The sequence below is a fragment of the Pseudomonas sp. NPDC089422 genome (genome assembly GCF_044749405.1).
Lineage (GTDB): Bacteria > Pseudomonadota > Gammaproteobacteria > Pseudomonadales > Pseudomonadaceae > Aquipseudomonas.
Map to the genome: position 1 here is coordinate 25,861 of NZ_JBIVHW010000013.1, position 26,626 is coordinate 52,486.

Annotated in this window: 23 protein-coding genes; 16 read left to right on the plus strand and 7 right to left on the minus strand. The window is 67.2% G+C overall.

Annotation, left to right across the window (positions count from 1 at the left end):
• The first annotated feature begins 26 nt into the window (after positions 1–26).
• The 7 genes from ACIPZ8_RS22445 to ACIPZ8_RS22475 all read left to right on the plus strand — a co-directional run bounded on the left by ACIPZ8_RS22445 (position 27) and on the right by ACIPZ8_RS22475 (position 8,917).
• Entirely contained in the window at positions 27–1,238 is a 1,212-nt protein-coding gene (locus ACIPZ8_RS22445; protein ID WP_400727681.1) for a thiolase family protein, read from the plus strand.
• Positions 1,239–1,243: 5 nt separating this feature from the next.
• The gene (locus ACIPZ8_RS22450) at positions 1,244–2,188 is read left to right on the plus strand and encodes an OB-fold domain-containing protein (protein ID WP_400727684.1); all 945 of its coding nucleotides are present in this window, start codon (positions 1,244–1,246) and stop codon (positions 2,186–2,188) included.
• A gap of 285 nt (positions 2,189–2,473) precedes the next feature.
• The gene (locus ACIPZ8_RS22455) at positions 2,474–3,442 is read left to right on the plus strand and encodes a WD40/YVTN/BNR-like repeat-containing protein (RefSeq protein ID WP_400727687.1); all 969 of its coding nucleotides are present in this window, start codon (positions 2,474–2,476) and stop codon (positions 3,440–3,442) included.
• Positions 3,443–3,452: 10 nt separating this feature from the next.
• Complete coding sequence (locus ACIPZ8_RS22460; RefSeq protein WP_400727690.1) at positions 3,453–5,855, plus strand: RND family transporter; 2,403 nt, start codon at positions 3,453–3,455, stop codon at positions 5,853–5,855.
• Between the two features lie 125 nt (positions 5,856–5,980).
• Positions 5,981–7,210, plus strand: a complete 1,230-nt coding sequence (locus ACIPZ8_RS22465; protein WP_400727693.1) for a helix-turn-helix transcriptional regulator — start codon at positions 5,981–5,983, stop codon at positions 7,208–7,210.
• Between the two features lie 93 nt (positions 7,211–7,303).
• Positions 7,304–8,071, plus strand: a complete 768-nt coding sequence (locus ACIPZ8_RS22470) for an SDR family oxidoreductase (RefSeq protein ID WP_400727696.1) — start codon at positions 7,304–7,306, stop codon at positions 8,069–8,071.
• Positions 8,072–8,083: 12 nt separating this feature from the next.
• Positions 8,084–8,917 carry an SDR family NAD(P)-dependent oxidoreductase gene (locus ACIPZ8_RS22475; RefSeq protein ID WP_400727699.1) on the plus strand — a complete coding sequence of 278 codons (834 nt, stop codon included), beginning with the start codon at positions 8,084–8,086 and terminating at the stop codon, positions 8,915–8,917.
• A gap of 137 nt (positions 8,918–9,054) precedes the next feature.
• Here the strand turns inward: ACIPZ8_RS22475 and dmpG are convergent, their stop codons facing one another.
• The 4 genes from dmpG to ACIPZ8_RS22495 all read right to left on the minus strand — a co-directional run bounded on the left by dmpG (position 9,055) and on the right by ACIPZ8_RS22495 (position 12,685).
• Positions 9,055–10,077, minus strand: coding sequence for a 4-hydroxy-2-oxovalerate aldolase (gene dmpG / locus ACIPZ8_RS22480; protein WP_400727702.1), 1,023 nt, complete (start codon positions 10,075–10,077; stop codon positions 9,055–9,057).
• A 10-nt stretch (positions 10,078–10,087) separates the two neighbouring features.
• The gene (locus ACIPZ8_RS22485; protein WP_400727704.1) at positions 10,088–11,011 is read right to left on the minus strand and encodes an acetaldehyde dehydrogenase (acetylating); all 924 of its coding nucleotides are present in this window, start codon (positions 11,009–11,011) and stop codon (positions 10,088–10,090) included.
• Between the two features lie 21 nt (positions 11,012–11,032).
• Positions 11,033–11,824, minus strand: coding sequence for a fumarylacetoacetate hydrolase family protein (locus ACIPZ8_RS22490; RefSeq protein WP_400727707.1), 792 nt, complete (start codon positions 11,822–11,824; stop codon positions 11,033–11,035).
• Between the two features lie 87 nt (positions 11,825–11,911).
• On the minus strand, positions 11,912–12,685 hold the full coding sequence (locus tag ACIPZ8_RS22495) for a glucose 1-dehydrogenase (protein WP_400727709.1): 774 nt from the start codon (positions 12,683–12,685) through the stop codon (positions 11,912–11,914).
• A 192-nt stretch (positions 12,686–12,877) separates the two neighbouring features.
• Between ACIPZ8_RS22495 and ACIPZ8_RS22500 the strand changes: the two genes are divergently transcribed.
• From ACIPZ8_RS22500 to ACIPZ8_RS22520, 5 genes are read left to right on the plus strand one after another with little or no spacing between them, the layout of a single operon-like run.
• Complete coding sequence (locus ACIPZ8_RS22500; protein ID WP_400727712.1) at positions 12,878–14,065, plus strand: acyl-CoA dehydrogenase family protein; 1,188 nt, start codon at positions 12,878–12,880, stop codon at positions 14,063–14,065.
• Positions 14,066–14,089: 24 nt separating this feature from the next.
• Positions 14,090–15,112 (plus strand): 2Fe-2S iron-sulfur cluster-binding protein, encoded by a 1,023-nt coding sequence (locus tag ACIPZ8_RS22505; protein WP_400727714.1) that lies wholly within the window; start codon positions 14,090–14,092, stop codon positions 15,110–15,112.
• 20 nt (positions 15,113–15,132) lie between these two features.
• Entirely contained in the window at positions 15,133–16,740 is a 1,608-nt protein-coding gene (locus tag ACIPZ8_RS22510) for a FadD3 family acyl-CoA ligase (RefSeq protein ID WP_400727717.1), read from the plus strand.
• A 44-nt stretch (positions 16,741–16,784) separates the two neighbouring features.
• Positions 16,785–18,425: a DUF1302 domain-containing protein gene (locus ACIPZ8_RS22515; RefSeq protein ID WP_400727719.1), complete on the plus strand. Its 1,641-nt coding sequence runs from the start codon at positions 16,785–16,787 to the stop codon at positions 18,423–18,425.
• A 28-nt stretch (positions 18,426–18,453) separates the two neighbouring features.
• Complete coding sequence (locus ACIPZ8_RS22520) at positions 18,454–19,683, plus strand: NADH:flavin oxidoreductase (RefSeq protein ID WP_400727722.1); 1,230 nt, start codon at positions 18,454–18,456, stop codon at positions 19,681–19,683.
• A gap of 161 nt (positions 19,684–19,844) precedes the next feature.
• Here ACIPZ8_RS22520 and ACIPZ8_RS22525 read toward each other — a convergent pair whose 3' ends face one another.
• Entirely contained in the window at positions 19,845–20,678 is an 834-nt protein-coding gene (locus ACIPZ8_RS22525) for an alpha/beta fold hydrolase (protein ID WP_400727725.1), read from the minus strand.
• Positions 20,679–20,856: 178 nt separating this feature from the next.
• On the opposite strand from ACIPZ8_RS22525, the gene ACIPZ8_RS22530 reads away from it, so the two are divergent.
• The 3 genes from ACIPZ8_RS22530 to ACIPZ8_RS22540 are packed head-to-tail and all read left to right on the plus strand — an operon-like array spanning position 20,857 to position 23,011.
• Positions 20,857–21,591, plus strand: a complete 735-nt coding sequence (locus ACIPZ8_RS22530) for an SDR family NAD(P)-dependent oxidoreductase (RefSeq protein WP_400727727.1) — start codon at positions 20,857–20,859, stop codon at positions 21,589–21,591.
• 14 nt (positions 21,592–21,605) lie between these two features.
• A complete protein-coding gene (locus tag ACIPZ8_RS22535; RefSeq protein ID WP_400727729.1) occupies positions 21,606–22,376 on the plus strand; it encodes an SDR family NAD(P)-dependent oxidoreductase in 771 nt (256 codons plus the stop codon).
• Complete coding sequence (locus ACIPZ8_RS22540; protein WP_400727732.1) at positions 22,373–23,011, plus strand: nuclear transport factor 2 family protein; 639 nt, start codon at positions 22,373–22,375, stop codon at positions 23,009–23,011. Before ACIPZ8_RS22535 ends, ACIPZ8_RS22540 begins: the two co-directional genes overlap by 4 nt.
• Before the next feature lie 134 nt (positions 23,012–23,145).
• Here the strand turns inward: ACIPZ8_RS22540 and ACIPZ8_RS22545 are convergent, their stop codons facing one another.
• The gene (locus ACIPZ8_RS22545) at positions 23,146–24,336 is read right to left on the minus strand and encodes an acyl-CoA dehydrogenase family protein (protein WP_400727735.1); all 1,191 of its coding nucleotides are present in this window, start codon (positions 24,334–24,336) and stop codon (positions 23,146–23,148) included.
• On the minus strand, positions 24,333–25,493 hold the full coding sequence (locus ACIPZ8_RS22550; RefSeq protein ID WP_400727738.1) for an acyl-CoA dehydrogenase family protein: 1,161 nt from the start codon (positions 25,491–25,493) through the stop codon (positions 24,333–24,335). The genes ACIPZ8_RS22545 and ACIPZ8_RS22550 overlap by 4 nt, the downstream gene beginning before the upstream one ends.
• A 230-nt stretch (positions 25,494–25,723) precedes the next feature.
• Between ACIPZ8_RS22550 and ACIPZ8_RS22555 the strand changes: the two genes are divergently transcribed.
• Positions 25,724–26,614 (plus strand): VOC family protein, encoded by an 891-nt coding sequence (locus ACIPZ8_RS22555; protein ID WP_400727741.1) that lies wholly within the window; start codon positions 25,724–25,726, stop codon positions 26,612–26,614.
• Positions 26,615–26,626 lie beyond the last annotated feature (12 nt).

A 26,626-nucleotide genomic window follows, 5' to 3' on the forward strand; every position in this document is an offset into this window, starting at 1 on the left:
CCCGCGGGCGCTGGCATGGAGGCACCATGGGGCTCAAAGGCCACGCAGCAATAGTCGGTACCGCGCAGTACAAGCCGGAAAAATACGCCACGGCACCGAAGATGTTCCACCTCGAACAGGTCGCCGACCTGGCCGCCCAAGCCCTGCGCGATGCCGGCCTGCAAGCGTCGGACCTGGATGGCCTGGTGATCAACGGGCCGCAGTTCCACGAAGCCTCGGTGTTCGTCCCGGCCATGGCCGCCGAATACCTGGGCCTGCGGCTGAACTTCGCCGAAGTGGTCGACCTGGGGGGCTGCACCTCGGTCGGCATGGTCTGGCGCGCCGCAGCCGCCATCGAACTGGGGCTGTGCCAGGCAGTGCTGTGCGTGCTGCCAGCGCGCATGGCGCCCTTGGGGCCGGATGAAGACCCGGGCTGGATGGCCCGGGCCATGCGCTTTGGCGGGCACAGCACGGCGTTCGGTGCCCCGGAGGCGGAATTCGACCTGCCCTATGGGCACATGGGCCAGAACACCGGCTACGCAATGATCGCCCAGCGCTACGCCGCCCAGTTTGGCTACGACCCACGGGCCCTGGCGAAAATCGCCGTGGACCAGCGCACCAACGCCCAGGCCAACCCGCAGGCGATGTTCTTCGGCCAGCCGCTGACCGTGGAGCAGGTGCTGGCCAGCCGCATGGTCGCCGACCCGCTGCACGTGCTGGAGATCGTCATGCCGGTGGCTGGCGGCGCGGCGCTAATCATCACCAACAAGGCACTGGCGGCGCGTGCGCGCAAACGCCCGGCGTTCATCACCGGCTTCGGCGAGCACCTGGCCTTCAAGTCACCGACCTACGCCCAGGACATGGTCCACACGCCGGTCGGCCCGGCCTCGCGCCGCGCCTTCGCCATGGCCGGGCTGAAACCGGCCGACGTCGACGCCGCGCAGATCTACGACTGCTACACCATCACCGCCTTGCTGACCCTCGAAGATGCCGGCTTCTGCGGCAAGGGTGAGGGCATGGCGTTTGTCCGCGAGCACGACCTCACCTGGCGCGGCGACTTCCCCATGAACACCCATGGCGGCCAGCTCAGCTTCGGCCAGGCCGGCTCGGCCGGCGGCATGTCCCAGGTCATCGAGGCGGTCACGCAGATCGCCGGGGCCGCGGGCGAACGCCAGTTGCAGCGCTGCGACAGCGTCTACGTCTCCGGGACCGGCGGCGTGATGAGCGAGCAGGGCGCATTGATTCTTCAGGGAGCATGACGATCATGTCGAACAACAAACCGATGCCCGTGGCGACCGAGATCTCCGCGCCGTTCTGGGAAGGGCTCAAGGCCCGCCGCCTGCTGGTCCAGCAGTGTGGCGCCTGTGCCCAGTGGCTGTTCTACCCGCGCCGGCACTGCCCGGCCTGCCTGGCGCCGGACCCGGCGTGGCGCGAGGTGAGCGGCCAGGCGACGCTGTACAGCTACACCTTGGCGCGCATTCCGACCCTGCCGGACTTCAGCGATGAAATGCCTCAGAAACTAGCGGTGGTGGAGCTGGCCGAAGGGGTGCGGGTCAACACCACCCTGGTGGGCCTGGAGGAAGACCAGATCCGCATCGGCATGCCGTTGCAGCCAGTGTTTGCCGAAGTCGATGACAAGGGCACCCGGTTGCTGCGCTTCACTGGCCTTGAGCAGGATGCCGCAGCGCTGGAAGCGCCCCGGGCGGTCGAGGAGGTGGCGCCTGCCGCGGCCTCCGATGACCGCCTGCAGGTCGACTGCCAGGACCATGCCGCCCTGCAAGCCCTGGTCAGCGAGCAATACAGCGACTGGAGCAACAGCCTGCTGGTGGACCAGGCGCTGATCGATGCCTTTGCCGAGCTCTCGGGTGATGACTACTGGATCCACACCGACCCCGAGCGGGCGCGGCGCAGCAGCCCGTTTGGCGGCACCATCGCCCACGGCGCGCTGGTGCAGGTGCTGCAGTCGCGGCTGAAGCTGGCGCTGGGCTTCGAGATCACCGGCTTCACCACGCAGATCAACTACGGCTCCGACCGCCTGCGCTTCCCGGCGCCAGTGCCGGCCGGGTCGCGCATCCATGCCCGGGCACGGGTCAAGGCGGTGGAACTGAACCAGCGTGGTACCCAGCTGACCTTGGAGATCAACACCCACGTGGTCGGCCAGGAACGGCCGTCGGTGATCAATGACCTGGTGATCCTGTACCAGCGCTAAGCATCCCACGATCCCTGTAGGAGCGGCCTTGTGTCGCGAAAGGGCCGCGTAGCGGCCCCAGCAATTCATGCGGCGAAGCTGAAAACCTGGGGGCGCTTCGCACCCCTTTCGCGACACAAGGCCGCTCCTACAAGTGACAGGTCGGTTCAGACAATTCTTAAGCCATTTGGACGATGTTTCCCGATCGTCCCCGACTGACTATCCCCCCATGCCCCCGCCTGACAAGAACAAGAGGAACGGCTCCATGGCTGCGTTGTACCTGCCCCTCGATCAGGAGCGATGCCCATGCGCTCGGTGATCGGCTACCTGGTCTGCCTGTTCGTCGGCCTGACTATCGTCTTTACCTTCCTGCCCCGCCCCGAAGCTGCCCCCGTCGACGACCCGCTGCGTGCCGACCGGGTGCAGGTCAATGCCTTGCTCTACCTCGACACCCGTGTGCTGGCGGTGGGCGAGCGCGGCAGCATCCTGTACAGCGACGACCAGGGCGCCAGCTGGCAGCCGGCGGTGGTCGAGCCGCAACGCGAAGTCGCCCTGACCGCCGTGGTGGCTCTCGACCGCCAGCGCTTGCTCGCGGTCGGCCATGACGGCTGGATCCTGCGCTCTGACGATGGCGGCCAGCACTGGCGCGAGGTGCGCCACGACGACCAGCTCGGCGAACCGCTGCTGGGCGTGTGGGCGGCCGGCGCCGAGCGGGTGCTGGCCTATGGCAGCTTCGGCAAGTTCTACCAGTCTGACGACGCCGGGGCGACCTGGCGGCCGTTGGCGCTGGACATCGACAGCGCCCATCTCAACGGCATGGACGGTGGTGACGACGGCCGGCGCATGCTGGTCGGCGAGCAGGGCCTGGTGCTGCGCAGCCGCGATGGCGGCGGGCAATGGCAGGCCCTGCCGGCGTTCTACAGCGGCTCGCTGTTCGGCGTCGTGCGCCTGAGCGGCAACGACTGGGTGACCTATGGCATGCGCGGGCACGTGTTCGTCAGCCACGACTTCGGCGAGCACTGGCGCCAACTTCCGGTCGGCAATGCACTGCCGCTGTACGGCCACACCCTCCTGCCGGGCGGTGGCCTGCTGATCGTCGGTGCCGGTGGTTCGCTGGTGCGCCTGGACGGGCGCGGTGAACTGGCCAGCGCCACGCGGCTGGCCGGGCACGGCACGCTGACCTCGGCGGCAATGGTGGGCTCACGGCTGCTGCTGGGCGGTGAGCAAGGGGTTTTCGACGCCAGCGCGGGCAACCTCGCTACGCTGGGCAACTGAGAGGCAAACCATGAAAAGAACCGACACCCGGTCCGCGCGCTGTGTCGAGGCCACTGCCCAGGCGCTGATGAAGGGGCGCAAAGGCCTGCTGTTGCTGTTCGTGCTGTTGACCCTGGGCTTGGGCTACAGCGCGACCCACACCCAGCTGGACCCAGGTTTCAACAAGCAGATCCCGGTGCGCCATGACTACATGGTGAACTTCCTGCGCTTCAGCCAGTACTTCACCGGTGCCAACCGCTTCCTGGTCAGCGTGCGCTGGAAGGGCGAGGGCGACCTGTACAACGCACAGTTCCTCGACACCCTGCGCAAGGTCACCGATGACGTGTTCTTCATCTCCGGGGTCAACCGGGCCAGCGTCACCTCGCTGTTCACCGCCAACGTGCGCTACATCGAAATCACCGAGGAAGGCTTCTACGGCGACGTGGTGGTGCCGCCACGCTTCAATGGCAGTGCCGCCGACCTGGCCCAGGTGCGCAGCAACGCCGCAGCCTCCGGGCAGATCGGCCGGCTGATCGCCAACGACCTGAAGTCGGCGATGGTGCGCGCCGACCTGCAGGACATCGACCCGCAGACCGGCAAGGCAGTGGACTATGTCGAAGTCGCCAAGCGACTTGAGGCGCTGCGCCAGAAGTACGCCAGCGACGACATCGAGATCAGCGTGGTCGGTTTCGCCAAGCTGGTCGGCGATGTGGTCGAAGGCCTGAACACGGTGATCGGTTTCTTCGTCATTGCCTTTGCCATCACCGCGCTGCTGCTGTGGCTGTACGCCCGGTCCTGGCGCCTGACCCTGGTCGCGCTGGTGGTGGCGCTGCTGCCGGTGGTGTGGCTGCTGGGCCTGTTGCCGTTGCTGGGACTGGGCATCGACCCGATGTCGATCCTGGTGCCGTTCCTGATCTTCTCCATCGGCGTTTCCCACGCGGTGCAGATGACCAATGCCTGGAAACAGGACGTGGTGGCCGGGGCCAGCGCCCGGCAGGCGGCGCACTCGGCGTTCTGCAAGATCTTCATCCCAGGTTCCCTGGCCTTGCTGATGAACGCCCTGGGCTTTGCCGTGATCATGCTGATCGACATCCCCATCGTGCACGAACTGGGGGTGACCGCCTGCATCGGGGTGATGCTGATGATCATCACCAACAAGCTGATGCTGCCGATCATCCTCTCCTGGCTGCGCCTGGAGCCTGCCACGCTGCAAAAGGCCCAGGCCCGCGACGCCGGGCGCCATCGCCTGTGGTGGCGGCTGTCGGCGCTGGCCGAACCGGGCCCGGCGCTGGCGGTGTTCGCCGTGAGCCTGGCGTTGCTGGTGGGCGGCGCCTGGAAGGCCCGCGAGCTGGCGGTGGGCGATATCGGTGCCGGGGCGCCAGAGCTGCGCGGCGACTCGCGCTACAACCAGGACAATGCACGCATCATCGGCAGTTATTCGATTGGCCTTGATGTGCTGTCGGTGTTCGTCGAGGTCAAGGGTGTCGAGGAGGGCTGCCTGTCGCCAGAGGTGATGCGTGCGGTCGAGGCCTTCGACTTCCGCATGCGTGCAGTCAGTGGCGTGCAGTCGGTGCAGAGCGTGGCCGGCATGGGCAAGCGGGTGATCGCCGGCAACAACGAAGGCAACCCGCGCTGGGCGGCCATCCCGGGCTCGGCCCGTGGCCTGAGCCAGGGGGCGCGGGCCTACATGCCGGACGACGGGCTGGTCACCGAAGGCTGCCAGCAGATGCAGATCCTGGTGTTCCTCGCCGACCACGAGGGCGCCACCATCAGCCACGCCATCGGCGAAGCGCGGCGGATCATCGCCGATGTGCGCACGCCGAAGGTCGACTTCCTCCTGGCCGGTGGCAATGTCGGGGTCATGGCGGCCTCCAACGAGGCGGTCAAGCGCGCCGAAGTGACCATGCTGGCGGCGCTGTTCGGCTCAGTGGCGCTGTTCTGCTGGCTGACCTTCTTCTCGCTGCGGGCGGTGCTGTGCATCCTCGTGCCCCTGGCCATCGTCGCCATCCTGTGCAACGCGCTGATGGCCATGCTCGGCATCGGCCTGAAAGTCGCCACCTTGCCAGTGATGGCCCTGGGCGTCGGGGTCGGGGTGGATTATGGCATCTACCTGTACGAGCGCATCCAGCACGAGATGGCCGCCGGCGCCAACCTGCGCGAGGCGTTCTACCGGGCCATGTGCCAGCGCGGCACGGCGGCGGTGTTCACCGCCCTGACCATGTCGATCGGCGTGTGCACCTGGGCGTTCGCGCCACTGAAGTTCCAGGCCGACATGGGCGTGCTGCTGTCGTTCATGTTCCTGGTCAACGTGCTGGGGGCGATCTTCCTGCTCCCGGCACTGGCGGCCTGGTTCAATCGCGGGCGACCGCTGGTCGCCTGCCAGGCAGCGCCGGAGCCGGTACTGGTGGGCCAAGGCGCAGGAGACATTCGCTAATACAAAATAAACCCTGGCGCCCCTATTGTCGGCGCCAGGGCGGCCAGCGAGACTGTGCCGCGGGCAACATCGCCATATAAAAATAAGAAGGGCAGGCCGAAGCCTGCCCGAGCGAGGAGAAGACTGTGGAAAAAGCTGTCTTGACCCATGATGCGCTGGCCCGGCTCGGCTGCGACCTGGCAACCTTCGATCGCCTGGTCGGTGAAGTCTACGAAGGCGCCCTCGACCCCAAGCTGATGGCCCGTGCGCTGACCAGCTTCCGTACCCTGTATGCCGCCAACTACGCCACCCTGATCCTGCGCGTGCCGGACCAGCCGGACATGGGCGTAATGATCATCTCCGGCGACATCGAAGGGGCCGGTGATGTCACCTACATGACCTACCCGCAAACCAATACGCCCTTTACCAACCAGCCACCGGACCATGTGTTCACGGTCGACGACGTCATGACCCCGGACGAGTGGGAGCGCAGCGCCTACTTCAAGATGTTCTGCAGCCAGCAGGACGTGTACCACGTGATGGGCGCCGACATTTCCACGCCCGACGGCGGCAAGCTGCGGTTTCGCATCACCCGTTCCAGACGCGAGCCGAACTTCTCGGCCGATGAGCGCGCCCTGTGCAGCATGTTCCTGCCGCACCTGCGCCGGGCCCTGCAGGTGCACAACCTGCTCGACCGCAGCGAATCGCTCAGCGAGCTCTACTCCCAGGCCATCAGCCGCCTGTCGGTGGCCACGCTGGTGTTGGACGAGAGCGGCAGCGTGCTGCGGGTCAACCCGGTGGCCCAGGAGATCCTCGCCAGCGCCGATGGCCTGAAATTGGTGGGCGGGCGCCTGGAGGCGACCTATCCGAGCGACAACCGCGAACTGCAACGGCTGATTCGCACGGCGTTTTCCGCCGATGCGCCCAAGGGCGCCGAAGCCATGTCGGTGACCCGCCCCTCGGGCCTGGTCAACCTGGGCCTGGTGGTCGAGTCGATCCCCTCGCTGGACTGGGCCGATGAGCGCGGCAAGCCGGCGGCGCTGGTGTACATCCGTGACGCGGCGAGCAAGTCACTGGCAAGCGAAGTGGTGACCAAGCAACTGTTCAACCTGACCCGCGCCGAAACCGCCCTGGCCATGGAACTGGCCAACGGCCTGTCGCTGGAGGAGGCCGCCGAAGAGTTGAACATCCGCCGCAACACGGCACGGGCGCACTTGCGCTCGATCTTCTCCAAGACCGGCGTGCGCCGGCAGACCGAGCTGGTGCGCATCCTGCTCAACAGCGTGGTCGCCCTCGGCAAGCCCAAGGTCGCGCTAAAGGCGCCCGAGCGCCTCAAGGTGCCGCTGCCGCACCTGGCCGTGGCGCGCCGTGCCTGAGGCGTGGCCAGGGCGTCGGGCTTAGTCCGCAAGGACGATGCGGGCGGCCTGGCCTTCTGCCGATACTGCGCCGACCTATCCTGGAGATCGATCATGTCTGTTACAGCTATCAGTGGCAGTGCCTCGGGCATTGGTGCAGCCGTTGCCGCAGCGTTGCGTGCGGCGGGTCATGAAGTCATCGGCATCGACCGTGCCGGTGCCGAAGTGGTGGCCGACCTTTCCACCGCGCAAGGGCGCGCAGCGGCCGTTGCCGAGGTACTTGAACGTTGCGGCGGGGTGCTCGACGGCCTGGTCTGTTGCGCCGGGGTTGGCGTGACCGCGCCGTCCTGCGGGTTGATACTGGCGGTCAACTACTTTGGCGTGAGCCAGTTGCTCGAAGGTTTGCAAGGTGCCCTGGCACGCGGGCGCAACCCGGCGGCGCTGGTGATCGGTTCGGTGGCCGCCACCCAGCCGGGCGCCGAGCAGCAGGCGATGACCGGCGCCATGCTCGACGCCGACGAAGCGCGGGCGCTGGACCTGGCCAATGGCCTGGGCCAGCCCCATGTGGCCTATGCCTGTTCCAAATATGCCATCACCCAGCATGCCAGAAGCCTTGCCTCGGCGTGGGGCCAGCGTGGCATGCGCCTGAACGTGGTGGCGCCAGGCGCGGTGCAGACGCCGTTGCACCAGGCGTCGCTGGACGATGCGCGCTTCGGCAAGGCGGTGCGCGAGTTTGTCGCGCCGCTGGGGCGCTCCGGGCGCCCGGAGGAAATCGCCGCGCTGGTGGCGTTTCTGCAGTCCGAGCAGGCGCAGTTCGTCCATGGCAGCGTGGTGTTCATCGATGGCGGCATGGACGCGATGGTGCGTGCACCGCGTTTCTGACAAGGACTCCCTATGAACAAAGTGGCCTTCATTACCGGTGCCAGCCGTGGCATCGGCCGTGCGGCGGCGCTGGCGTTTGCCCGTGCCGGTTACCACGTGGCGATCAGCGCACGCACCCTCGAGGAGGGCGAGCAGCACCAGCACGCCCTGCGCGATGGCGCAGGGGCGCCGTTGTCCGGCAGCCTCAATGGCACCGCCGAGGCGATCCGGGCGCTGGGCGCACGCGCCCTGGTGGTGCCGATGGACCTGCTCGACAGCGCCACGGCCGAGCAGGCCTGTGCGGCGGTGTTGGCGGAGTTTGGGCGCATCGATGTGCTGGTGAACAATGCCATCTACCAGGGCAGCGACCTCAACTCGACCTTCCTGGCGCTGCAGCCGGATACCCTGGAGCGGATGTTCAAGGGCTACATCCTCACGCCCCTGCTGCTGACCCAGGCAGTGGTGCAGCGGATGCTGGGGCAGGGCGGCGGGGTGGTGATCAACGTCACCTCCGGCGCCGGCGAAAGCGACCCGCCGGTGGCGGCGGACAAGGGTGGCTGGGGCTATGCCTACGGTGCCGGCAAGGCGGCCGTGTCGCGGCTGTCGGGCATTCTGTCGACCGAGCTGGGCGAGCGGGGGATTCGGGCCTATACCCTGAACCCTGGCGTGGTAACCACCGAGGCGTTGAAGGTGACCATCGGCGAGCAGGGGGTGATTGCCTTGCGCGCTGGTAGCGCACCGCCCGAGGTGCCGGCGGCGGTGATGCTGTGGCTGGCCACCGACCCGCAGGCGCAGCAGTACCAACGGCGGACGGTGGCCGCGCAGGGTTTGGCCCTGGAGCACGGAATCGTCGCCGACTGGCGCTGATAAGGCTGTCGCAATCCTTGTAGGAGCGGCCTTGTGTCGCGAAAGGGCTGCGCAGCAGCCCCAGCTATTCCACCATTTACACCAAAATCCCGGGGCTGCTGCGCAGCCCTTTCGCGACACAAGGCCGCTCCTACAAATCAGGCCCGGCGCTTGGCCAGGGTCATCGCGGTATCTTCGATCATGTCCTCCTGCCCGCCGACCATCCCGCGTCGGCCCATTTCTACCAGGATCTCCCGCGCCGAAACCCCATACTTCTGCTCGGCCCGCTTGGCAAACAGCAGGAACGAGCCATACACCCCGGCATAACCCATGGTCAGTGCATCGCGGTCGCTGCGAATCGGGAAGTCCATGATCGGCACCACCAGGTCCTCGGCCACGTCCTGGATGGCGAACACGTCCACCCCGGTGTCGATGCCCATGCGCTTGCACACCGCCACCAGCACCTCCATCGGCGTATTCCCGGCACCGGCGCCCAACCCCGCGCAGGCCGCGTCGATACGGTTGGCACCGGCGGCGATCGCGGCAATCGAGTTGGCCACGCCCATCGACAGGTTGTGGTGGCCATGGAAGCCGATCTCGGTCTCCGGGCGCAGCGCGGCGCGCATCGCCGCCACCCGCTCGCTGACCTGGTGCGGCAGCAGGTAGCCCGCCGAATCGGTCAGGTAGATGCAGTTGGCACCATAGCTCTCCATCAGCTTGCCCTGGGTAGCCAGGCCTTCGGCGCTGTTCATGTGCGCCATCATCAGGAAGCCCACGGTGTCCATGCCCAGGTGCTGGGCATGGGCGATGTGCTGTTCGCTGACATCGGCCTCGGTGCAGTGGGTGGCCACCCGCAGGGTGCTCACGCCCAGGCCGTGGGCCATCTTCAGGTGCTCCACCGTGCCGATGCCCGGCAGCAGCAGCGCCGAGACCTTGGCCTGTTTCATCAGCGGGATCACCGCCGACAGGTAGGCCTCGTCACTGTGGGCGGGGAAGCCATAGTTGACCGAGCTGCCGCCCAGGCCATCGCCGTGGGTCACCTCGATCAGCGGCACTCCGGCGGCATCCAGGCCGCAGGCGATGCGCTGCATCTCATCGAGGCTGATCTGGTGGCGCTTGGGGTGCATGCCGTCGCGCAGGCACATGTCATGTACGGTAATGCGTTTGCCGTTGAGGTCCATGGTCGGTTCCTTAGGCCAGGGCAGTGGGGGCAGAGCGCAGCAGCAGCTCGCCCTTGAGGATGGCTTCGGCGTACAGCTCGGCGGTACGCGCCGCTGCCGCCGTCATGATGTCGAGGTTGCCGGCATAGCGCGGCAGGTAGTCGCCCAGGCCTTCCACCTCCATGAAGATCGACACGCGCTTGCCGTCGAACACCGGCCCGTTGACCAGCCGGTAGCCCGGCACGTAGCGCTGGACCTGTTCGATCATCGCCTCGATCGCAGCACGGATCGCCGGCTGGTCCGGCTCTTCGTCGGTCAGGCAGTGCACGGTGTCGCGCATGATCAGCGGCGGCTCGGCCGGGTTGATGATGATGATCGCCTTGCCCAGTCGGGCGCCGCCCACCTGTTCCACGGCGCTGGCGGTGGTGCGGGTGAATTCGTCGATGTTCTTGCGCGTGCCCGGGCCCACCGATTTCGACGCTGCGGTAGCGATGATCTCGGCGTAGGCCACCGGCTGCACGCTGGACACCGCCGCCACCAGCGGGATGGTCGCCTGGCCACCGCAGGTGACCATGTTGACGTTCATCACCCCCAGCCCGAGGTTGGCCTTGAGGTTGACCGGCGGCACGCAGTAGGGGCCGATGGCCGCTGGCGTGAGGTCGATCATCAGCACGCCCAGGGCGTTGAGCTTCTGGCTGTTTTGCGCGTGCACGTAGGCCGAGGTGGCATCGAAGGCGATCTGGATGTTGTCGTCCAGCACATGCGGCAACAGGCCGTCGACGCCGTCGGCGGTGGTTTTCAGGCCCAGTTCGCGGGCCCGTGCCAGGCCTTCGGAGCTGGCGTCGATGCCCACCATCCAGACCGGCTCCAGCACTTCGCTGCGCTTGAGTTTGTACAGCAGGTCGGTGCCGATGTTGCCCGGCCCGATCAACGCACATCGGATTTTCTTGCTCATGTTCAACGCTCCACGCAAAGGTCAGGGCACGAAGCGCAGGCTGGACTGGCCCAACCCGCTCATGCTCAGGCTGATACGGTCGCCGGCAGTCACCGGCACCAGCGGCGCCAGGGCGCCGGAAAGAATGATTTCGCCACGGCGGAACGGGATGCCCAGCTCGCCCAGGGTGTTGGCCAGCCAGGCCACTGCCGCGCAGGGGTGGCCCTGGACCGCCGAGCCCAGGCCGCTGCCGGCCGGCTGGCCGTTCTTCAGCAGTTGCATCTGCACCTTGGCCAGGTCCAGCGTGCGCGGGTCGAGGCGTTGCGTGCCGAGGGCGAACACGCCGCACGAGGCGTTGTCGGCCACGGTGTCCTGGATGCGGATCTGCCAGTTGTCGATGCGCGAATCGACGATCTCGAAGCACGGCATCACCCACTGGGTCGCGGCCAGCACGTCCTCGGCGGTGATGCCCGGGCCGTGCAGGTCTTCGCCGAGGATGAAGGCGATCTCGCCTTCGGCGCGCGGCTGGATCAGCTGGTGCCGGGCGAGGCTGACGGCGCTGCCGTCCTCGACCTGCATGGCGTCGGTGAGAAAGCCGAAGTCCGGCTGGTGCACGTCGAGCATTTCCTGCACGGCGCGGCTGGTCACGCCGATCTTCTTGCCGACCACGCGCTCGCCCAGGGCCTCGCGGCGCTGCAGGAAGGCCAGCGAGATGCGGTAGGCCTGGTCGAGGGTCAGCTCAGGGTAGCGGCGGGTCAGCGGTTGCAGGGTATGGCGGCCGCGCAGGGCGTCGAACAGTTCGTTGCCGAGCGCGGTGATCAGGTGGGCGTCCATGGCAGGATTCTCTTTTTCAAGGGCAACTGCTTTCGGGAATAAAAAAGCCGGCCCGAGCAAAGGAGGGCCGGCCAAGGAAACCGTGGGTCAGCCGACCCAGACGCTGGAGTCGGCACCACCGTCGACGTCGATGATCTTGCCGGTGACCCAGCCTGAAGCCGGCGAGGCCAGGTACAGCGCAGCGGCGGCGATGTCTTCGGGGCTGCCCAGGCACTTGAGCGGGGTGTTGGCCTCCATGGCTTGGCGCATGGCGGCCGGCATCACACTGTTCAGCGCGGCGGTGAGGGTCGGGCCGGGGGCTACGGCGTTGACCCGCACCTGAGGTGCGAAGTCCTGGGCCAGCAGGCGGGTCAGGTGGCTGAGCGCCGCCTTGGCCGTGCCATAGGCGCTGAAGTGGCGCTGCGAGTAGCGCGCCGCCACCGAGCTGATGTTGACGATGTTGCCACCACCGGCGTCGCGCATCAGCGGCACGCACAGCTGGCAGAACGCGTAGGCGCTGGACACGTTGAAGCGCAGGATCTCGTCGAACTGCTCCGGGCTCAGGCTCAGCGGGTCATTGGGGCCACCGCCGCCAACGTTGTTGACCAGGTGGGTGATGCGGCCAAGGTGCTCATGGCTCTGGCGCACCAGCGCCTGGCGCTGCTCGCTGTCGTTGACATCGCAGGCGAAGGCCAGGGCATTGCGCCCCAGGGCGCGAATCTCCTCGGCCACCGCTTGCACATCGTCCAGCGAACGGGCGGCGCAGACCACATCGGCGCCGGCTTCGGCATAGGCCAGGGCGATGGCCCGGCCGATGCCACGGCCGCTGCCGGTGACAATGGCGACGCCGCCGTCGATACGAAATCGCTGCAGGATGCTCATGACGGTATCTCCTTCTCAGGGCTGTCGATGGCACCGACTATGGCCATGCCGGCCGCCCCCGTCATCGTCTCAACGGACTAGCGCCCAGGGCGCGCCGGCACTAGTCCGCTTTGACGATGATCGATTGCCTGGGCGCCCCGATGATCGATCCCAGCTCGCGCAGTGGCGCAGCGAGACCGGGAGAGACCAGTGATGCACAGCTTGCGAGAAAAGACCCAGGAAGAAGTCGAACTGATCGAACGTGCGCGGCGCATGGTGCCGCAGCTCAAGGAGCGTGCAGCGCAGGCCGAACGCGACCTGCGCATCCCCGACCAGACCATCGCCGAACTGCAGTCGGCCGGCCTGCTGCGCGCCCTGCAACCGCGCGCCTTTGGTGGCTATGAAGTGGACCCGCGGACGTTCTTCGAAATCCAGATGATCCTCGGTGAAGGCTGCATGTCGACCGCCTGGGTCTACGGCGTGATGGGCGTGCACCCGTGGCAGGTGGCGCGCTACCCGATCGAGGCCCAGCGCGAGGTCTGGGAGCAGGACCATGGCGCCCTGATTTCCTCGACCTACATGCCAGCGGCCAAGGTCAGCGTGGTACCCGGTGGCTACCGCATCAGCGGGCGCTGGGGCTTCTCCAGCGGCAGCGAGCACTGCCAGTGGGTGCTGCTCGGCGGCATTCTGCCGGCCGACGGTGATTTTGCCAGCGAGCACGGCACCTTCCTGCTGCCCCGCGCCGACTACCGTATCGAGCCCAACTGGGATGTGCTCGGCCTGCGCGGCACCGGCAGCCACGACATCGTGGTCGAGGATGCCTTCGTTCCGGCCCATCGCGTGCAGCGCACCAACAACTGGCAGATCGAAGCGACCCCGGGGCGCCTGGTGAACACCAACCCGATCTACGCGATCCCGTTCGCCCAGGTGTTTTCCCGTGCGGTCTCGACCTCGGCCATCGGCGCCCTGCAAGGAGCGATCGATACCTTCCGCGACAACGCCGCCCAGCACATCGGCAAGCACGGTGCGCGCACCGCCGACGACCCGGTCGCGCAAACGGCGGTAGCCGAGGCGGTGATCACCGTCGACAGCCTGAAGCTGGTGCTGGAACGCAACTACGAGCACCTGATGCAACTGGCCCGCGCCGGCGAGTACCCGGACACCGAAACGCGCCTGCTGTACCGCTACCAGTCGTCCTACGTCACCAACATCTGTGCCGAGCGCATCAGCGACCTGCTGCGCAGCATGGCCGCCTCGGGCCTGTACAACAGCAACCCGGTGGCGCGGCTGTTCCGCGACCTGCACCAGGCGCGCGGGCATATCGCCAACAACTTCATGGCCTACGGGCGCAGTTTCGGCGCGGTGCAGCTGGGCCTGCCCAACCCGGACCCGTTCGTCTGAGCCAGGGACAGCGAGTACCTGACCATGAATGACTATCTTGCCTTGCGTGTGGCGCGGGTGATCGAAGAAACCGCCGATGCCCGTTCGCTGGTGTTCGACGTGCCCGCGTCGCTGGCCGAGCGCTTTCACTACAAACCCGGCCAGTTCCTGACCCTGCGGGTGCCATACGACGGCGGCTGGCTGCCGCGCTGCTACTCGCTGTCGAGCACGCCGCTGCTCGATGAGCCGCTGCGGGTGACCGTGAAGCGTGTGCGCGACGGCCGTGCCTCGAACTGGTTGTGCGAGGAGTTGCAGGCAGGCCAGACCCTGCAGGTGCTGCCGCCGGCCGGGGTGTTCGTGCCCCGCGACCTGCAAGCTGACCTGCTGCTGTTCGGTGGCGGCAGCGGCGTCACGCCGGTGCTGTCGATCCTGCGTTCGGCGCTGCTGGCCGGGCAGGCGCGGGTCCTGCTGATCTACGCCAACCGTGACGAACAGTCGGTGATCTTCCGCGATGAGTTGCGCTTGCTTGCGGCGGCCCACCCGCAGCGCCTGCAGGTGGTGCACTGGCTCGACTCGGTGCAAGGCGTGCCGGCCGTGGCCCAGCTGGCCGAGCTGGCCCGGCCGATGGTCGATGCCCAGGCGTTCATCTGTGGCCCGGGGCCGTTCATGGACGCTGCCGTGCAGGCGCTGGCCAGCCTCGGCATGCCCAGTGCGCGCGTGCATGTGGAGCGCTTCGTCTCGCTGCCCGGTGAAGGCGAGCTGCCCCAGGCCAGCCACAGCGAGGCGGCGATGGCCGCGCAGCTGGCGGTGCGCCTGGACGGCGAAGACCATGCGCTGGACTGCGCCAGCGGCGAGACCCTGCTCGATGCCATGCAGCGCGCCGGCCTCGAACCGCCCAGCGCCTGCCGCGTGGGCGGCTGCGCCTCGTGCATGTGCACCCTGGAGAGCGGCGCGGTCGAGTTGCTGCACAACGATGCCCTGGATGCCGACGAGCTGGCCGAAGGCTGGATCCTGGCCTGCCAGGCCGTGCCCACCAGCCCGGTGCTGCGTATCCGCTTTCCCGAGTGATGCCGATGAGTGAGCCTTGCATGAACCCGAACTTCGCTACCTCCCAAGCGCCGGCCGCTGCGCCGGCCACCATCGCCCGCCTGCTGTTCGACAGCGCACAGCGTTTTGCCGGCCATGTCGCCATCGAAGAGCACGGCCAATGCCTGGACTATGCCGACCTGCCCGAGCAGGTACTGCAGGTGACTCGCGGGCTGATGGCGCTGGGCATCCAGCCGGGCGACCGGGTCGGCCTGTGGGCGCCCAACAGCCGCGAGTGGATCCTCGCCGCGCTGGGCATCCACTGCGCCGGCGCGGTGCTGGTGCCGGTCAACACCCGCATGAAGGGCGCCGAAGCGGCGGACGTGCTGGCCCGCAGCGGCTGCCGGGTGTTGTTCGTGCAGCAGCGCTTCCTCGATGTTGACTACCCGGCGCTGCTCGCACCCCATCGCCCGGCGACCCTGGAGCACCAGGTGATCTTTGCCTGCGACCACGCCGTCGCCGCGCACGACCTGAGCCATGAACGCTTTCTGCTCGGCGCCGCGACCATCGAGCCGCTGACGGCCAGGCGCCGGGCCCTGAGCATCCAGCCAGAATCGATCTGCGACCTGCTGTTCACTTCGGGCACCACTGGCAAGCCCAAGGGCGTAATGAGCGCCCATGGCCAGAACCTGCGGGCCTTTGCCGAGTACGTGCGGGTGCTGGGGCTGATGCCGGGCGACCGCTACCTGATCGTCAACCCGTTCTTCCATGCCTTTGGCTACAAGGCCGGCTGGCTGACCTGCCTGATCGCCGGGGCGACCATCCTGCCGCACGCCGTGTTCGATGCCGAGGCGGTATTCCAGCGCATTGCCCGCGAGCGCATCAGCGTGCTGCCCGGGGCGCCGACCCTGTACCTGTCGTTGCTGGCCCACCCGCGCCTGGCCGAAACCGACCTGTCCAGCCTGCGCATTGCCGTGACCGGCTCGGCGAGCATCCCGCCGAGCCTGATCGAACGCATGCGCAACGAGCTGGGTTTCAGCGTGGTGACCACCGCCTATGGCCTGACCGAGTGCGGTGGCCTGGCCACCCTGTGCGACCCGCAGGCACCGGCCGAGGTCATTGCCGGCACCAGCGGGCGGCCGTTGCCGGGCACCGAAGTGAGCATCCGCGATGCCGCCAACCACGCCGTGGCCCAGGGTGAAACCGGGGAAATCTGCCTGCGCGGCTTCCACGTCATGCAGGGCTACTTCCAGGACCCGGCCGCCACCGCCGAGGCGATCGACGCCGAGGGCTGGTTGCACACCGGCGATGTCGGTCGCCTGGACCCAGAGGGCAACCTGGCCATCACCGACCGCCTCAAGGACATGTACATCGTCGGCGGCTTCAACTGCTACCCGGCGGAGATCGAGGCCGCACTGCTGGCCCATCCGGCCATCGCCCAGGTGGCGGTGATCGGCATTGCCGATGCACGCATGGGCGAGGTGGGGTGCGCCTGCGTGGTGCTGCGCGAGGGGCAGCAGCTCGATGAGCAAGCGCTGATCGGCTGGAGCCGCGAGCGCATGGCCAACTACAAGGTGCCGCGCCAGGTGCGGTTCTTCGCGGCACTGCCGCTGAACCCGTCGAACAAGGTCGCCAAGAACGACCTGAGGCATGCCGTGGCCCAGGCCTGAAAGTACCGCTACGGACGAAAACAATAACAACAAAGGAGAGCAGCATGTCTACCGCGAACACGGGCCAGGCCCGGCGCCGCTGGCTGGTCGTGGCCATGGGCCTTGCCAGTGGCGGCGCCAGTGCCGGGCCGACCCTGGAGCTGGGCGAGGACACTACCCTCGATTCATCCCTCACCGTCAACTACACGGCATCGATGCGTACTGCCAAGCAGGCCAACCAGTACCTGAACGACATCAACAACGACGACGGCACGCGTAACTTCAAGCGTGGTTCGCTGATCACCAACCGCCTCAGCCTGTTCGGCGAACTGCGCCTGCGCCATGACAACGTTGGCGCCGTGGTCCGTGGCAGCCACTTCTATGACGACGTCTACCACCAGCGCAACGCCAACGACTCGCCACAGACGGTGAACAAGGTCGGCCGCCCCGACGCGTTCGTCGAGGACACCCGGCGCCTGAGTGGCAGCAAGGCGCGCCTGCTCGATGCCTATGTGTATGGCAACTACGAGCTGGGCGATACCCAGTACCTGTCGCTCAAGGCCGGCCGCCACCTGGTGGCCTGGGGCGAGAGCCTGTTCTGGGCCAACATCAGCCAGGGCCAGGCGCCGGTGGACGCAACCAAGTTCAACGTGCCCGGCACCGAGGCCAAAGACGCCTACCTGCCGGTGGGGCAGGTGTCGGCCTCGTGGTCGCTGAACGAAGACCTGGCGCTGGTCGGCTTCTACCAGTACGAGTGGGAGAAAACCGAGCTCAACCCGGTCGGCGACTACTTTGGCAGCGACTACTTTGGCCCGGGCGCGGAATTTTTCCGGCTCAATGCCGGGGCCATCGACAGCCTGCCCGACAAGAGCTTCACCGGCGTCAACTATGCCGGCGAGGTCAAGCCCCGTGACGGTGGCCAGTGGGGTATGGGCGTGCGCTACCGGGTCACCGAGAACACCGAGGTAGGGCTGTTCCACTACCGCTACCACGAGCGGGTCGGTTCGCTGTACTTCGACTTCACCGGGCAGACCCAGTACTCGTCGAACCCGCGCATCAGCGCCCGCGCCAATACCGGGGCGGCGCCGGCCTACCGCCTGGGCTACTTCGAGGACGTCGAGCTGACCGGGGTGAGCTTCAGCTCCAAGGTCGGCGATGCGGTGCAGTACGCCGGCGACCTCAGCTACCGCAACGGCGCCTCGGTGTACCTGAACAACGGCGCGCCAACCACCGGGCAGATCTGGCAGGGCAACCTCAATGCCTCGTACATCCTCGGCCCGAGCTGGCTGGCCCAGCAGACCACCGTCATGGGTGAAGTGGTGCACCAGTACATCGAGGGCGTCGACACCCTGGTCATCACAGGGGGCGGTGCGGGTGTCGACGGCCGCTTCGACGACTTCCAGTCCAAGACCCAGACTCGCGGCTCGACCCTGCTCGGGGTGGGCGCTTATATGGACTATCCGTCGATCGCCGACGGCCTGGACCTGACCACCCGGGTGGTCTGGCAGCAGAACGTCGACGGCAGCGCCTACCAGGGCCTGGGCCGTGCCGAGAAGCGCCTGACCGTCGGCGGCGACTTCAAGTACCTGGGCAACTTCCAGGTCGGCCTGACCTACGTCGCCTACCTGAGCTCCCCGGACGTCGCCCAGGGCCGCCTACTGGCGGACCGCGACTACCTGTCGTTCAACGCCAAATACACCTTCTGAGCCCAGTACAACCAGAACGAGGCCTGACATGCACCAGAACCCCGATCGATCGCCGTTCAGCCCGGTCAGCATTGGCCCGCTGACTTTGAAAAACCGCTTCATCAAGGCCGCCACCAACGAGGGCATGAGCGCCCAGGGCGTGCCGTCGCGGCAACTGGCCAAGCTGCATGCGGGCCTGGCCAGCGGCGGCGTGGCGCTGACCACCGTGGCCTACTGCGCGGTCAGCCGCGACGGCCGCACGCTGCCCAACCAGCTGATCCTCGAACGCGACAGCCTGCCACATTTCAAGGCCCTGACCGATGCAGTGCACCGCGAAGGCGGCAAGGCCAGCGCGCAGATCACCCACGGCGGCTGCTTCACCTTCATCCGCGAGCGCGCCACGCCCAGGCCGTTGTCGGCCAGTGGCGGCTTCAACAAGATCGGCATGATGAGCGGCATGTTTCTCAAGCAGGCGATGAACGAAGCCGACATGCAGCAGGTGGTGCGCGATTTTGCCCAGGGCGCACGGCTGGCCCGCGAGGCTGGTTTCGACGCCGTGGAAATCCACATGGGCCACGGCTACCTGCTCAGCCAGTTCATCTCGCCGCTGTACAACAAGCGCCGCGACCAGTACGGCGGCAGCCTGGAAAACCGCCTGCGCTTCCCGCGCCGGGTGCTGCGGGCGGTGCTGGATGCGGTCGGCCAGGACCTGGCGGTGGTGTGCAAGTACAGCATCACCGAGGGTGTGCGCGCCGGCAACAGTGCCGAGGACGGCGCGCAGATCGCCCGCATGCTGGAGCAGGAGGGCGCGCACCTGCTGGTGCTCAGCGCCGGGATGAATGCCGAGTCGATCACCACCATGTTCGGCTCGTCGTTCCCCAAGGAAAACCGCGTGCAGCAGAAGAACCCGCTGATTGCCCTGGCGATGGCGCTGCAGCGGCGCATGGACCCGGTGGTGGAATTTCGCGAGCTGTACCTGCTGGAACATGCGCGCAAGGTGCGTGCGGCGGTGAAGATGCCCCTGGCCTACCTGGGCGGGGCCAAGAGCCTGGCGAGCATCGAGCAGGTGATGGCCGAGGGCTTCGACCTTGTAGCCATGGGGCGGGTGCTGATTGCCGAGCCTGATTATGTGAACAAGCTGGCCAGTGGCGCGAGCCGCAACTCGATCTGCACGGCGTGCAACCGCTGCGTGGCGATGATGTATACCCCGGGTGGCACTTCCTGTGTGCTCGGGCAGCCGGGGGATGCCCAGCTCAACAGTCAGCGCGCTGCCGGCTGACCAGAGACCGCATTGCTTTTTGTAGGAGCGGCCTTGTGTCGCGAAAGGGCCGCAAAGCGGCCCCAGCAATTGATGCAGCGACCTTGAAATCCTGGGGCTGCTTCGCAGCCCTTTCGCGACACAAGGCCGCTCCTACACAAATCAGCGCCCGATTTAGTCCATCAACCGTGCTGCAGGAACTCCAGGCAGCTGCGGTTGAACAGCTCGCGATGCTCCACCTGCACCCAGTGCCCGCAGCGGTTGAGCACGATGAACCGCGCCTGGCGTGCCCCGTCGATGATGTACTGGGCGCCGCTGACCGGGTTGAAATTGTCGTTGCTGCCCCAGAACCCGAGGATCGGGCATTCGATCTCGCCCAACCGCGCGCGCATGTTCGGCACCAGCATGGTGCTGAACAGGTTCTTCGGCTGGGTCACCGCCACCGCCACCCGCTCCAGCAGCAGTTCTTCCGGCAGGATCGAGTCGTCGAACAGCTGCAGGCGCATCATGCTGCGCATTTCCTCGAGGCCGATGGGGCCGGCATTGAACAGCCCGACCATGCGCAGGATGCCGGGCATCTGGAAGTAGGTCTCACGCTCCTCGACACCGCCTGGGGCCAGCAGGATCAGGCGCTCCACCCGTTGTGGCAGGCGCAGGGCCAGGCCCAGGGCAATGGCGCCGCCCAGGGAGTTGCCGAGCACGGTGCAGCGCTCGATGCCGAGCTGGTCGAGCAGTGCCGCCAGGCAATCGACGAAGAAGTCCAGCTCGTAGCGCACATCGTCGGGTTTGTCCGAGCGGCCGAAGCCGGGCAGGTCGAGCAGGATGTTGCGGTAGCCGGCCGCCACCAGTTGCGGGTAGTTGCCCTTGAAGTTGCTGAAACCGCTGGCGCCCGGGCCGCTGCCGTGCAGCCACAGCACCACCGGGCCCTGGCCTTCGTCCAGGTAATGCAGGCGCAGGCCGTTGGCCAGGGTGGCGTAGTGGCCGGTGGGCAAGGGCAGGTCGACGGGTTGGTTCATGCCGGTTCTCCAGTTAACGAATGGGTTTGCGCCCTTGATCCTGTGCCGCCCGGTGCGGGCCGGCATCGTCCATCCGGACCACGAGGCACGCTCGCCGCTAGTCCTATCGGACGATGTTCGGCGCTGGCTGGCGCCCAATGATGGTGAAGACCAAAAGGCGTCAACCAAGGAGAACGCTATGAAACTGCAGAACAAGGTGGCCTTCGTCACCGGTGCCGGGCAGGGCATGGGCCAGGCCATCGTGCGCCGCTTCGTCGCCGAAGGGGCGAACGTGGTGGCGGTCGACCTCAACCAGGCCGCGCTCGCTGCGAGCCTTGCCGACCTCGGCGAAAAGGTCCTGGCGCTGGGCTGCAACGTCGCCGATGCCGCGTCGGTGGCCGATGCCATGGGCCAGGTCGAAGCGCATTTCGGCGGCCTGGACATCGTCGTCAACAATGCTGGCGTCGGCGCCCTCGATGCCTTCCTCGACACGCCGGACGACAGCTGGGCACGGGTGATCGGGGTCAACCTGGGCGGCACCTTCCAGTGCTGCCGCGAAGGCGCCCGGCTGATGCTCAAGGGCCAGCGCCAGGGCGTGCTGATCAACCTGTCGAGCACCGCCGCGCTGACCGGAGAAGGGCCAAGCCACTACTGCGCCTCGAAGGCCGCAGTGATGGGCCTGACCCGCTCTATCGCCCGTGAACTGGCGGCCCAGGGCATCCGCGTCAACACCCTGGTGCCGGGCCCGACCAACACGCCGATGATGGCCGGCATTGCCGATGAACACATGCAGGCGCTGCTGAAGAACGTGCCGCTGGGGCGCATGTGCGAAACCGACGAGATCGCCCGGGTGGCGGTGTTCCTGGCCAGTGATGACGCCAGCTTCATCACCGGGCAGAACATCGCCGTCAACGGCGGCATGGCGTTTATCTGACAGGAGCGCAACCGATGAACAAACGTCTGCAAGGCAAGATCGCCTTCGTCACCGGGGCCGGCTCCGGCATTGGCGAGGCGACCGCACTGCGCTTCGCCGAAGAGGGCGCCCTGGTGGTGCTGTGTGGGCGGCGCCGCGAGCCACTCGAAGGGGTGCGCGAGCAGATCCTCGCCCGTGGTGGTTGCGCCGAGGTGGCGGTGGCCGACGTCAGTGACGAGCAGGCCTATGTCGCCGCGCTGCAAGCCACCGCGCAGCGCCATGGCGGCCTCGACATCCTGGTCAACAACGCCATGGCCTACACCTGGGGCGGCATCGACGGCATGAGCACCGCCGACTGGCACGCCAACTTCGCCACCACCGTGGATGGCACGTTCTGGGGCACGCGCACGGCGATGCAGCTGATGAAGGGCAAGGGCGGCTCGATCGTCAACATCGCCTCGATCTGCGGCCTGTTCGGCACCGCCTGGATGGCCGGCTATTGCGCCGCCAAGGCGGCGGTGATCAACTTCAGCCGGGCCGCGGCCAGCGAAGGCGCGGCGGACAACATCCGCTGCAACGTGATAATTCCAGGGGTTGTCGACACCCCGGCAACCGCAGGCATGCTCGGCGACGCCAAGGCGCGGGCCAATACCGAGAAGGTCATCCCCATGCGCCGGGTCGGCCTGCCGCAGGAGCTGGCCAATGCCATCCTGTTCCTGGCCAGCGACGAGGCCTCGTACGTGACCGGGGCGAGCCTGGCGGTGGACGGCGGACGCGGCTCGGACCTGTACACGGTGCTGGAATGACGGCCCTTGAGAGCACCGCGCTGCTGGAGCGCATCGACCGCCTGGAGTCGCTGGACGCGATCCGCCAGCTGGCCGGCAAGTACGCGCTGGCCCTGGACATGCGTGACATGGACGCCATGGCCAACTGCTTTGCCGAAGACGTGCGGGTCGGCCGCGACAAGTTCGGCCGCGCGCACCTCAAGGCCTGGCTCGACGAGACCATGCGCCAGCAGTTCCACGGCACCTCGCACCACCTGGGCCAGCACATCATCGAGTTCAGCGATGCCGACCACGCCACCGGTGTGGTGTATTCGAAGAACGAGCATGAAACCGGGCCGGAGTGGGTGATCATGCAGATGCTGTACTGGGACGATTACGAGCGCATCGACGGGCGCTGGTGCTTCCGCCGGCGGCTGCCGTGCTACTGGTACGCGACTGACTTGAACAAGCCGCCGATTGGTGGCCTGAAGATGCGCTGGCCGGGGCGTGAGCCTTATGCCGGGAGCTTTCACGAGCTGTTTCCGTCGTGGGATGCGTTCTGGGCCCAGCGGCCGGACAAGGATGCCCTGCCACAGATTGCCGAGCCGGCGCCGTTGGAGGGCTTTTTGCAGGCCATGCGGCGTGGGGCGGGGGACCCGAAGATTCGCGTTCGTTAGTAGCGACCCTGGGGCTGCTTTGCAGCCCATCGCAGGCAAGCCAGCTCCCACAGGTACAGCGCATGACTTGAAGGCGGTGCGGTCGGTGTAGGAGCTGGCTTGCCTGCGATGGGCCGCAAAGCGGCCCCAGGGTTTTAGCGCCCCTTCACCTCCCGCGGCATGCCCAGCGCCCGTTCGGCAATCACATTGCGCTGAATCTCGTTACTCCCCCCGTAAATCGTATCCGCCCGAGCAAACAGGAACAGCGACTGCAACCGGCTCAACCCATACGGCGCGCTGTCCAGCACTTCAGCAGCATCCCCCAGCACATCCATGGCCAGCTTGCCCAGCTCGACGTGCCAGCTCGACCAGGCCAGCTTGTAGATCATCGCTTCACGCGCCAGGCTGCCGTCCTGCGGCCCGGAGAGCATGCGCAGCGAGTTGTAGCGCAGCACCTTGAGCCCCGACCAGGCCTGGGCCAGGCGCTGGCGCAGCAGCGGGTCACGGGCGGCGCCGTTGGCGCGGGCGATGCGCAACACCTCTTCCAGCTCGTTGTGAAACTGCATCTGCTGGCCCAGGGTGGACACCCCGCGTTCGAAGCCCAGCAGGGCCATGGCGATCTTCCAGCCCTCGCCGGGCTGGCCGACCAGATTGTTTGCCGCAGTCTCGGCCTGGTCGAAGAACACTTCGTTGAACTCGCTGGTGCCAGTCAGCTGCTGGATCGGCTGCACGCGGATGTTCGCCTGGGCCATCGGCACCAGCAGGAACGACAGCCCCTGATGGCCGACGCTGCCCGGCTCGGTACGGGCCAGCACGAAGCACCAGTCGGCCTCATGGGCCAGCGAGGTCCAGACCTTCTGCCCGCTGATCAGCCAGCGCTCGCCGCTGGCATCGAGGCGGGCGCGGGTCTGGACGTTGGCCAGGTCCGAACCTGCGCCGGGCTCGGAATAGCCCTGGCACCAGAACGCCTCGCCCTTGAGGATGCCCGGCAGCAGGCGCTGACGTTGCTCGAGTGTGCCGAAGGCGGCCAGGGTAGGGCCGACCAGCCCTTCGCCGATGTGGCCCATGCGCCCGGGGCCGCCGGCGCGGGCGTATTCCTCGTGGAAGATCACCTGCTGGCTGATGCTCAGGCCACGCCCACCGTCTTCCTCGCGCCAACCCACTCCAACCCAGCCACCGCCCGCCAGTTCCCGCTCCCAGGCTTTGCGCTCGGCCGGGTAGCTGTGTTCGTCGCCAGGGCCGCCGCGAAATCGCAGCTGGGCGAACTCACCTTGCAGGTGCGCCGCCAGCCAGCTGGCGACCTCGTGGCGGAACGCTTCATCTGCCTTGCTGAAACCGATTTTCATGGGCGTGCTCCCAGCAGTTCGGTGGCCAGGCATTCACGGTGCCAGGCCGGGTTGCCCAGCAGCTGCTCGCTGGCCCTGGCGCGTTTGAAGTACAGGTGCGGGTCGTATTCCCAGGTGAAACCGACGCCGCCGTGCAACTGGATCGACTCGGCCGCACAGTGGAAGAACGTCTCGCTGGCATGGGCCTTGGCGGTGGCTGCCGCGCCAAGCAGTTCACCGCGCACCACCGGGTCGCCGTCTGCGGCCAGGTATTCGCGGGCCACGCAGGCGGCGTACCACACCGCCGAACGGGTGCATTCGATGTGCAGCATCATGTCGGCGCAGCGGTGCTTGATGGCCTGGAAACTGGCCACCGGGCGGCCGAACTGGTGGCGGTCGGCGATGTAGGCCAAGGTCAGGTCCAGTGCCTGCTGGGCGCCGCCGAGCTGTTCGGCGGCCAGGCCAATGGCGGCGATACGCTGGGAGGCCTGCAGCAGCGGCCAGGCCTGGTCGAGGGCGAACAGGCGTTGTGCCTCGGTGACTTCGACCTGATTCAGGTCGAGGCGAGCCAGGCGCCGGGTCTGGTCGAGGGTGCGTAATGTAGTACGTACTATGCCAGGTGTATCGGCCGGTACGGCGAACAGGTTGATACCCTCATCGCCGCTGCTGCCCGGGCGGCGTGCGGCGATCAGCAGCAGATCGGCCTGGGCACCATCGATGACCTGGGCGTGGCAGCCATCGAGGCGGTAGCCGTCGCCATGGGGGCGCAGTTCGGCCTGCAGCTGCCCCGCCTCCAGCGGGCAGGCCAGGGTGGCGTGCAGCTGGCCGCTGGCGATGGCCGGCAGCCAGTGGGCTTGCAGCGCCGGGTTGTCGGCGAGCAACAGCGCCGGAGTAGCCAGGCAAGTGGTGGCAAACAGCGGCGAGCCAAGCAGGAAGCGCCCGCATTGCTCCAGCAGCACGGCCAGCTCGACGAAGCCCAGGCCCATGCCACCGTGTGCCTCGGGCACCAGCAGCGCCGGCCAGTACAGCTCCTGGCCGATCTGCCGGCACAGCTCGGGGTCGTAATCGGCCGCACGGCTCATGCCTGCGCGTACCGCGTGTGAATCGCTGGCCTGGGCGAGGAAACGCTCGGCGCTGTCGCGAATCAGCAACTGCTCCTCGGTGAAAGCGAACTCCATAGGGGCATCTCTAGGCTGGTGTGTAGGAGCGGGCTTGCCCGCGAAGGGCTGCAACGCAGCCCAACACCCCGAATCTAGGGATACGCCAATCACTGCGAATCATTGAAACGGACTAGGCCCGCAACCCTCGGCGCCACGCATGGCGCTTAGTCTCAACGGACGATGAGCACGGCGTGGCTGCTTTGCACAATGTCCCCCAGGCAACCCCTTGAGCCTGGAGGAACATGGGCATGATCGACATTCGTGGTTTGAGCTACTTCGTCGCGCAGATCGAGAACCTTGGCCAGTGGCAACGCTATGCCGAACAGGTGCTCGGCATGCAGGTGCAGGCAGCACCCGGCGGCGGCCTGTACGTGAAGATGGACGAGCGGCCTTACCGCATGCTGGTGGTCGAGGGCGATTCGCCGCGCTACCTGGCCAGTGGCTGGGAGCTGCCGGGCGAGCAGGCCTTCGACCAGGCCCTGCAGCACCTGGAACGCTGCGGCGTGGCCTGGCAGGTCGGCAGCCGTGAGGCCATCGAGCAACGCGGCGTGCAGGCGCTGGTCACCGTCAGCGACCCGTCCGGCAACCAGCATGAGCTGAGCTGGGGCCACCGCTCCGACTGCCAGCCGTTCGTCTCGCCGCAAGGGGTGCCGCGTTTCGTCACCGGCGACATGGGCCTTGGCCACACCGTGCTGCCGGCACCGGATTTCGACGCCACCCTGGCCTTTGCCAAGGACGTGCTCGGCTTCGGCCTGTCGGACATCTTCAACTTCCGCCCCGACCCGTCGGCGCCGCCGGTGCGCATCCACTTCCTGCACTGCGCCAATGCGCGCCACCACAGCCTGGCGCTGGCCGAGTACCCGGTGCCGTCCGGCTGCGTGCACGTGATGGTCGAGGTGGACTCGATGACCGAGGTCGGCCGCGCCCATGACCGCCTGCAGGCCCATGGCGGGCAGCTGTCGGCCACCCTCGGCCAGCACCTGAACGACCGCATGACCAGTTTCTACATGAAGACACCGTCCGGCTTCGACCTGGAGTACGGCCATGGCGGGTTGCAGGTCGACTGGGCCGAGCATTCGGCCTTCGAGTTCACCCGCGTGAGTATCTGGGGCCACGACTTCTCGGTCGGCCAGCAGTAAGGAGCAGTTGAG

Bases quoted from the DNA above. Each gene is read 5' to 3' on its own strand.
- ACIPZ8_RS22445 (WP_400727681.1), top strand. From the start codon at position 27: ATGGGGCTCAAAGGCCACGCAGCAATAGTCGGTACCGCGCAGTACAAG.
- ACIPZ8_RS22450 (WP_400727684.1), top strand. From the start codon at position 1,244: ATGTCGAACAACAAACCGATGCCCGTGGCGACCGAGATCTCCGCGCCG.
- ACIPZ8_RS22455 (WP_400727687.1), top strand. From the start codon at position 2,474: ATGCGCTCGGTGATCGGCTACCTGGTCTGCCTGTTCGTCGGCCTGACT.
- ACIPZ8_RS22460 (WP_400727690.1), top strand. From the start codon at position 3,453: ATGAAAAGAACCGACACCCGGTCCGCGCGCTGTGTCGAGGCCACTGCC.
- ACIPZ8_RS22470 (WP_400727696.1), top strand. From the start codon at position 7,304: ATGTCTGTTACAGCTATCAGTGGCAGTGCCTCGGGCATTGGTGCAGCC.
- ACIPZ8_RS22475 (WP_400727699.1), top strand. From the start codon at position 8,084: ATGAACAAAGTGGCCTTCATTACCGGTGCCAGCCGTGGCATCGGCCGT.
- dmpG (WP_400727702.1), bottom strand. From the start codon at position 10,077: ATGGACCTCAACGGCAAACGCATTACCGTACATGACATGTGCCTGCGC.
- ACIPZ8_RS22485 (WP_400727704.1), bottom strand. From the start codon at position 11,011: ATGAGCAAGAAAATCCGATGTGCGTTGATCGGGCCGGGCAACATCGGC.
- ACIPZ8_RS22490 (WP_400727707.1), bottom strand. From the start codon at position 11,824: ATGGACGCCCACCTGATCACCGCGCTCGGCAACGAACTGTTCGACGCC.
- ACIPZ8_RS22495 (WP_400727709.1), bottom strand. From the start codon at position 12,685: ATGAGCATCCTGCAGCGATTTCGTATCGACGGCGGCGTCGCCATTGTC.
- ACIPZ8_RS22500 (WP_400727712.1), top strand. From the start codon at position 12,878: ATGCACAGCTTGCGAGAAAAGACCCAGGAAGAAGTCGAACTGATCGAA.
- ACIPZ8_RS22505 (WP_400727714.1), top strand. From the start codon at position 14,090: ATGAATGACTATCTTGCCTTGCGTGTGGCGCGGGTGATCGAAGAAACC.
- ACIPZ8_RS22510 (WP_400727717.1), top strand. From the start codon at position 15,133: ATGAACCCGAACTTCGCTACCTCCCAAGCGCCGGCCGCTGCGCCGGCC.
- ACIPZ8_RS22515 (WP_400727719.1), top strand. From the start codon at position 16,785: ATGTCTACCGCGAACACGGGCCAGGCCCGGCGCCGCTGGCTGGTCGTG.
- ACIPZ8_RS22520 (WP_400727722.1), top strand. From the start codon at position 18,454: ATGCACCAGAACCCCGATCGATCGCCGTTCAGCCCGGTCAGCATTGGC.
- ACIPZ8_RS22525 (WP_400727725.1), bottom strand. From the start codon at position 20,678: ATGAACCAACCCGTCGACCTGCCCTTGCCCACCGGCCACTACGCCACC.
- ACIPZ8_RS22530 (WP_400727727.1), top strand. From the start codon at position 20,857: ATGAAACTGCAGAACAAGGTGGCCTTCGTCACCGGTGCCGGGCAGGGC.
- ACIPZ8_RS22535 (WP_400727729.1), top strand. From the start codon at position 21,606: ATGAACAAACGTCTGCAAGGCAAGATCGCCTTCGTCACCGGGGCCGGC.
- ACIPZ8_RS22540 (WP_400727732.1), top strand. From the start codon at position 22,373: ATGACGGCCCTTGAGAGCACCGCGCTGCTGGAGCGCATCGACCGCCTG.
- ACIPZ8_RS22545 (WP_400727735.1), bottom strand. From the start codon at position 24,336: ATGAAAATCGGTTTCAGCAAGGCAGATGAAGCGTTCCGCCACGAGGTC.
- ACIPZ8_RS22550 (WP_400727738.1), bottom strand. From the start codon at position 25,493: ATGGAGTTCGCTTTCACCGAGGAGCAGTTGCTGATTCGCGACAGCGCC.
- ACIPZ8_RS22555 (WP_400727741.1), top strand. From the start codon at position 25,724: ATGATCGACATTCGTGGTTTGAGCTACTTCGTCGCGCAGATCGAGAAC.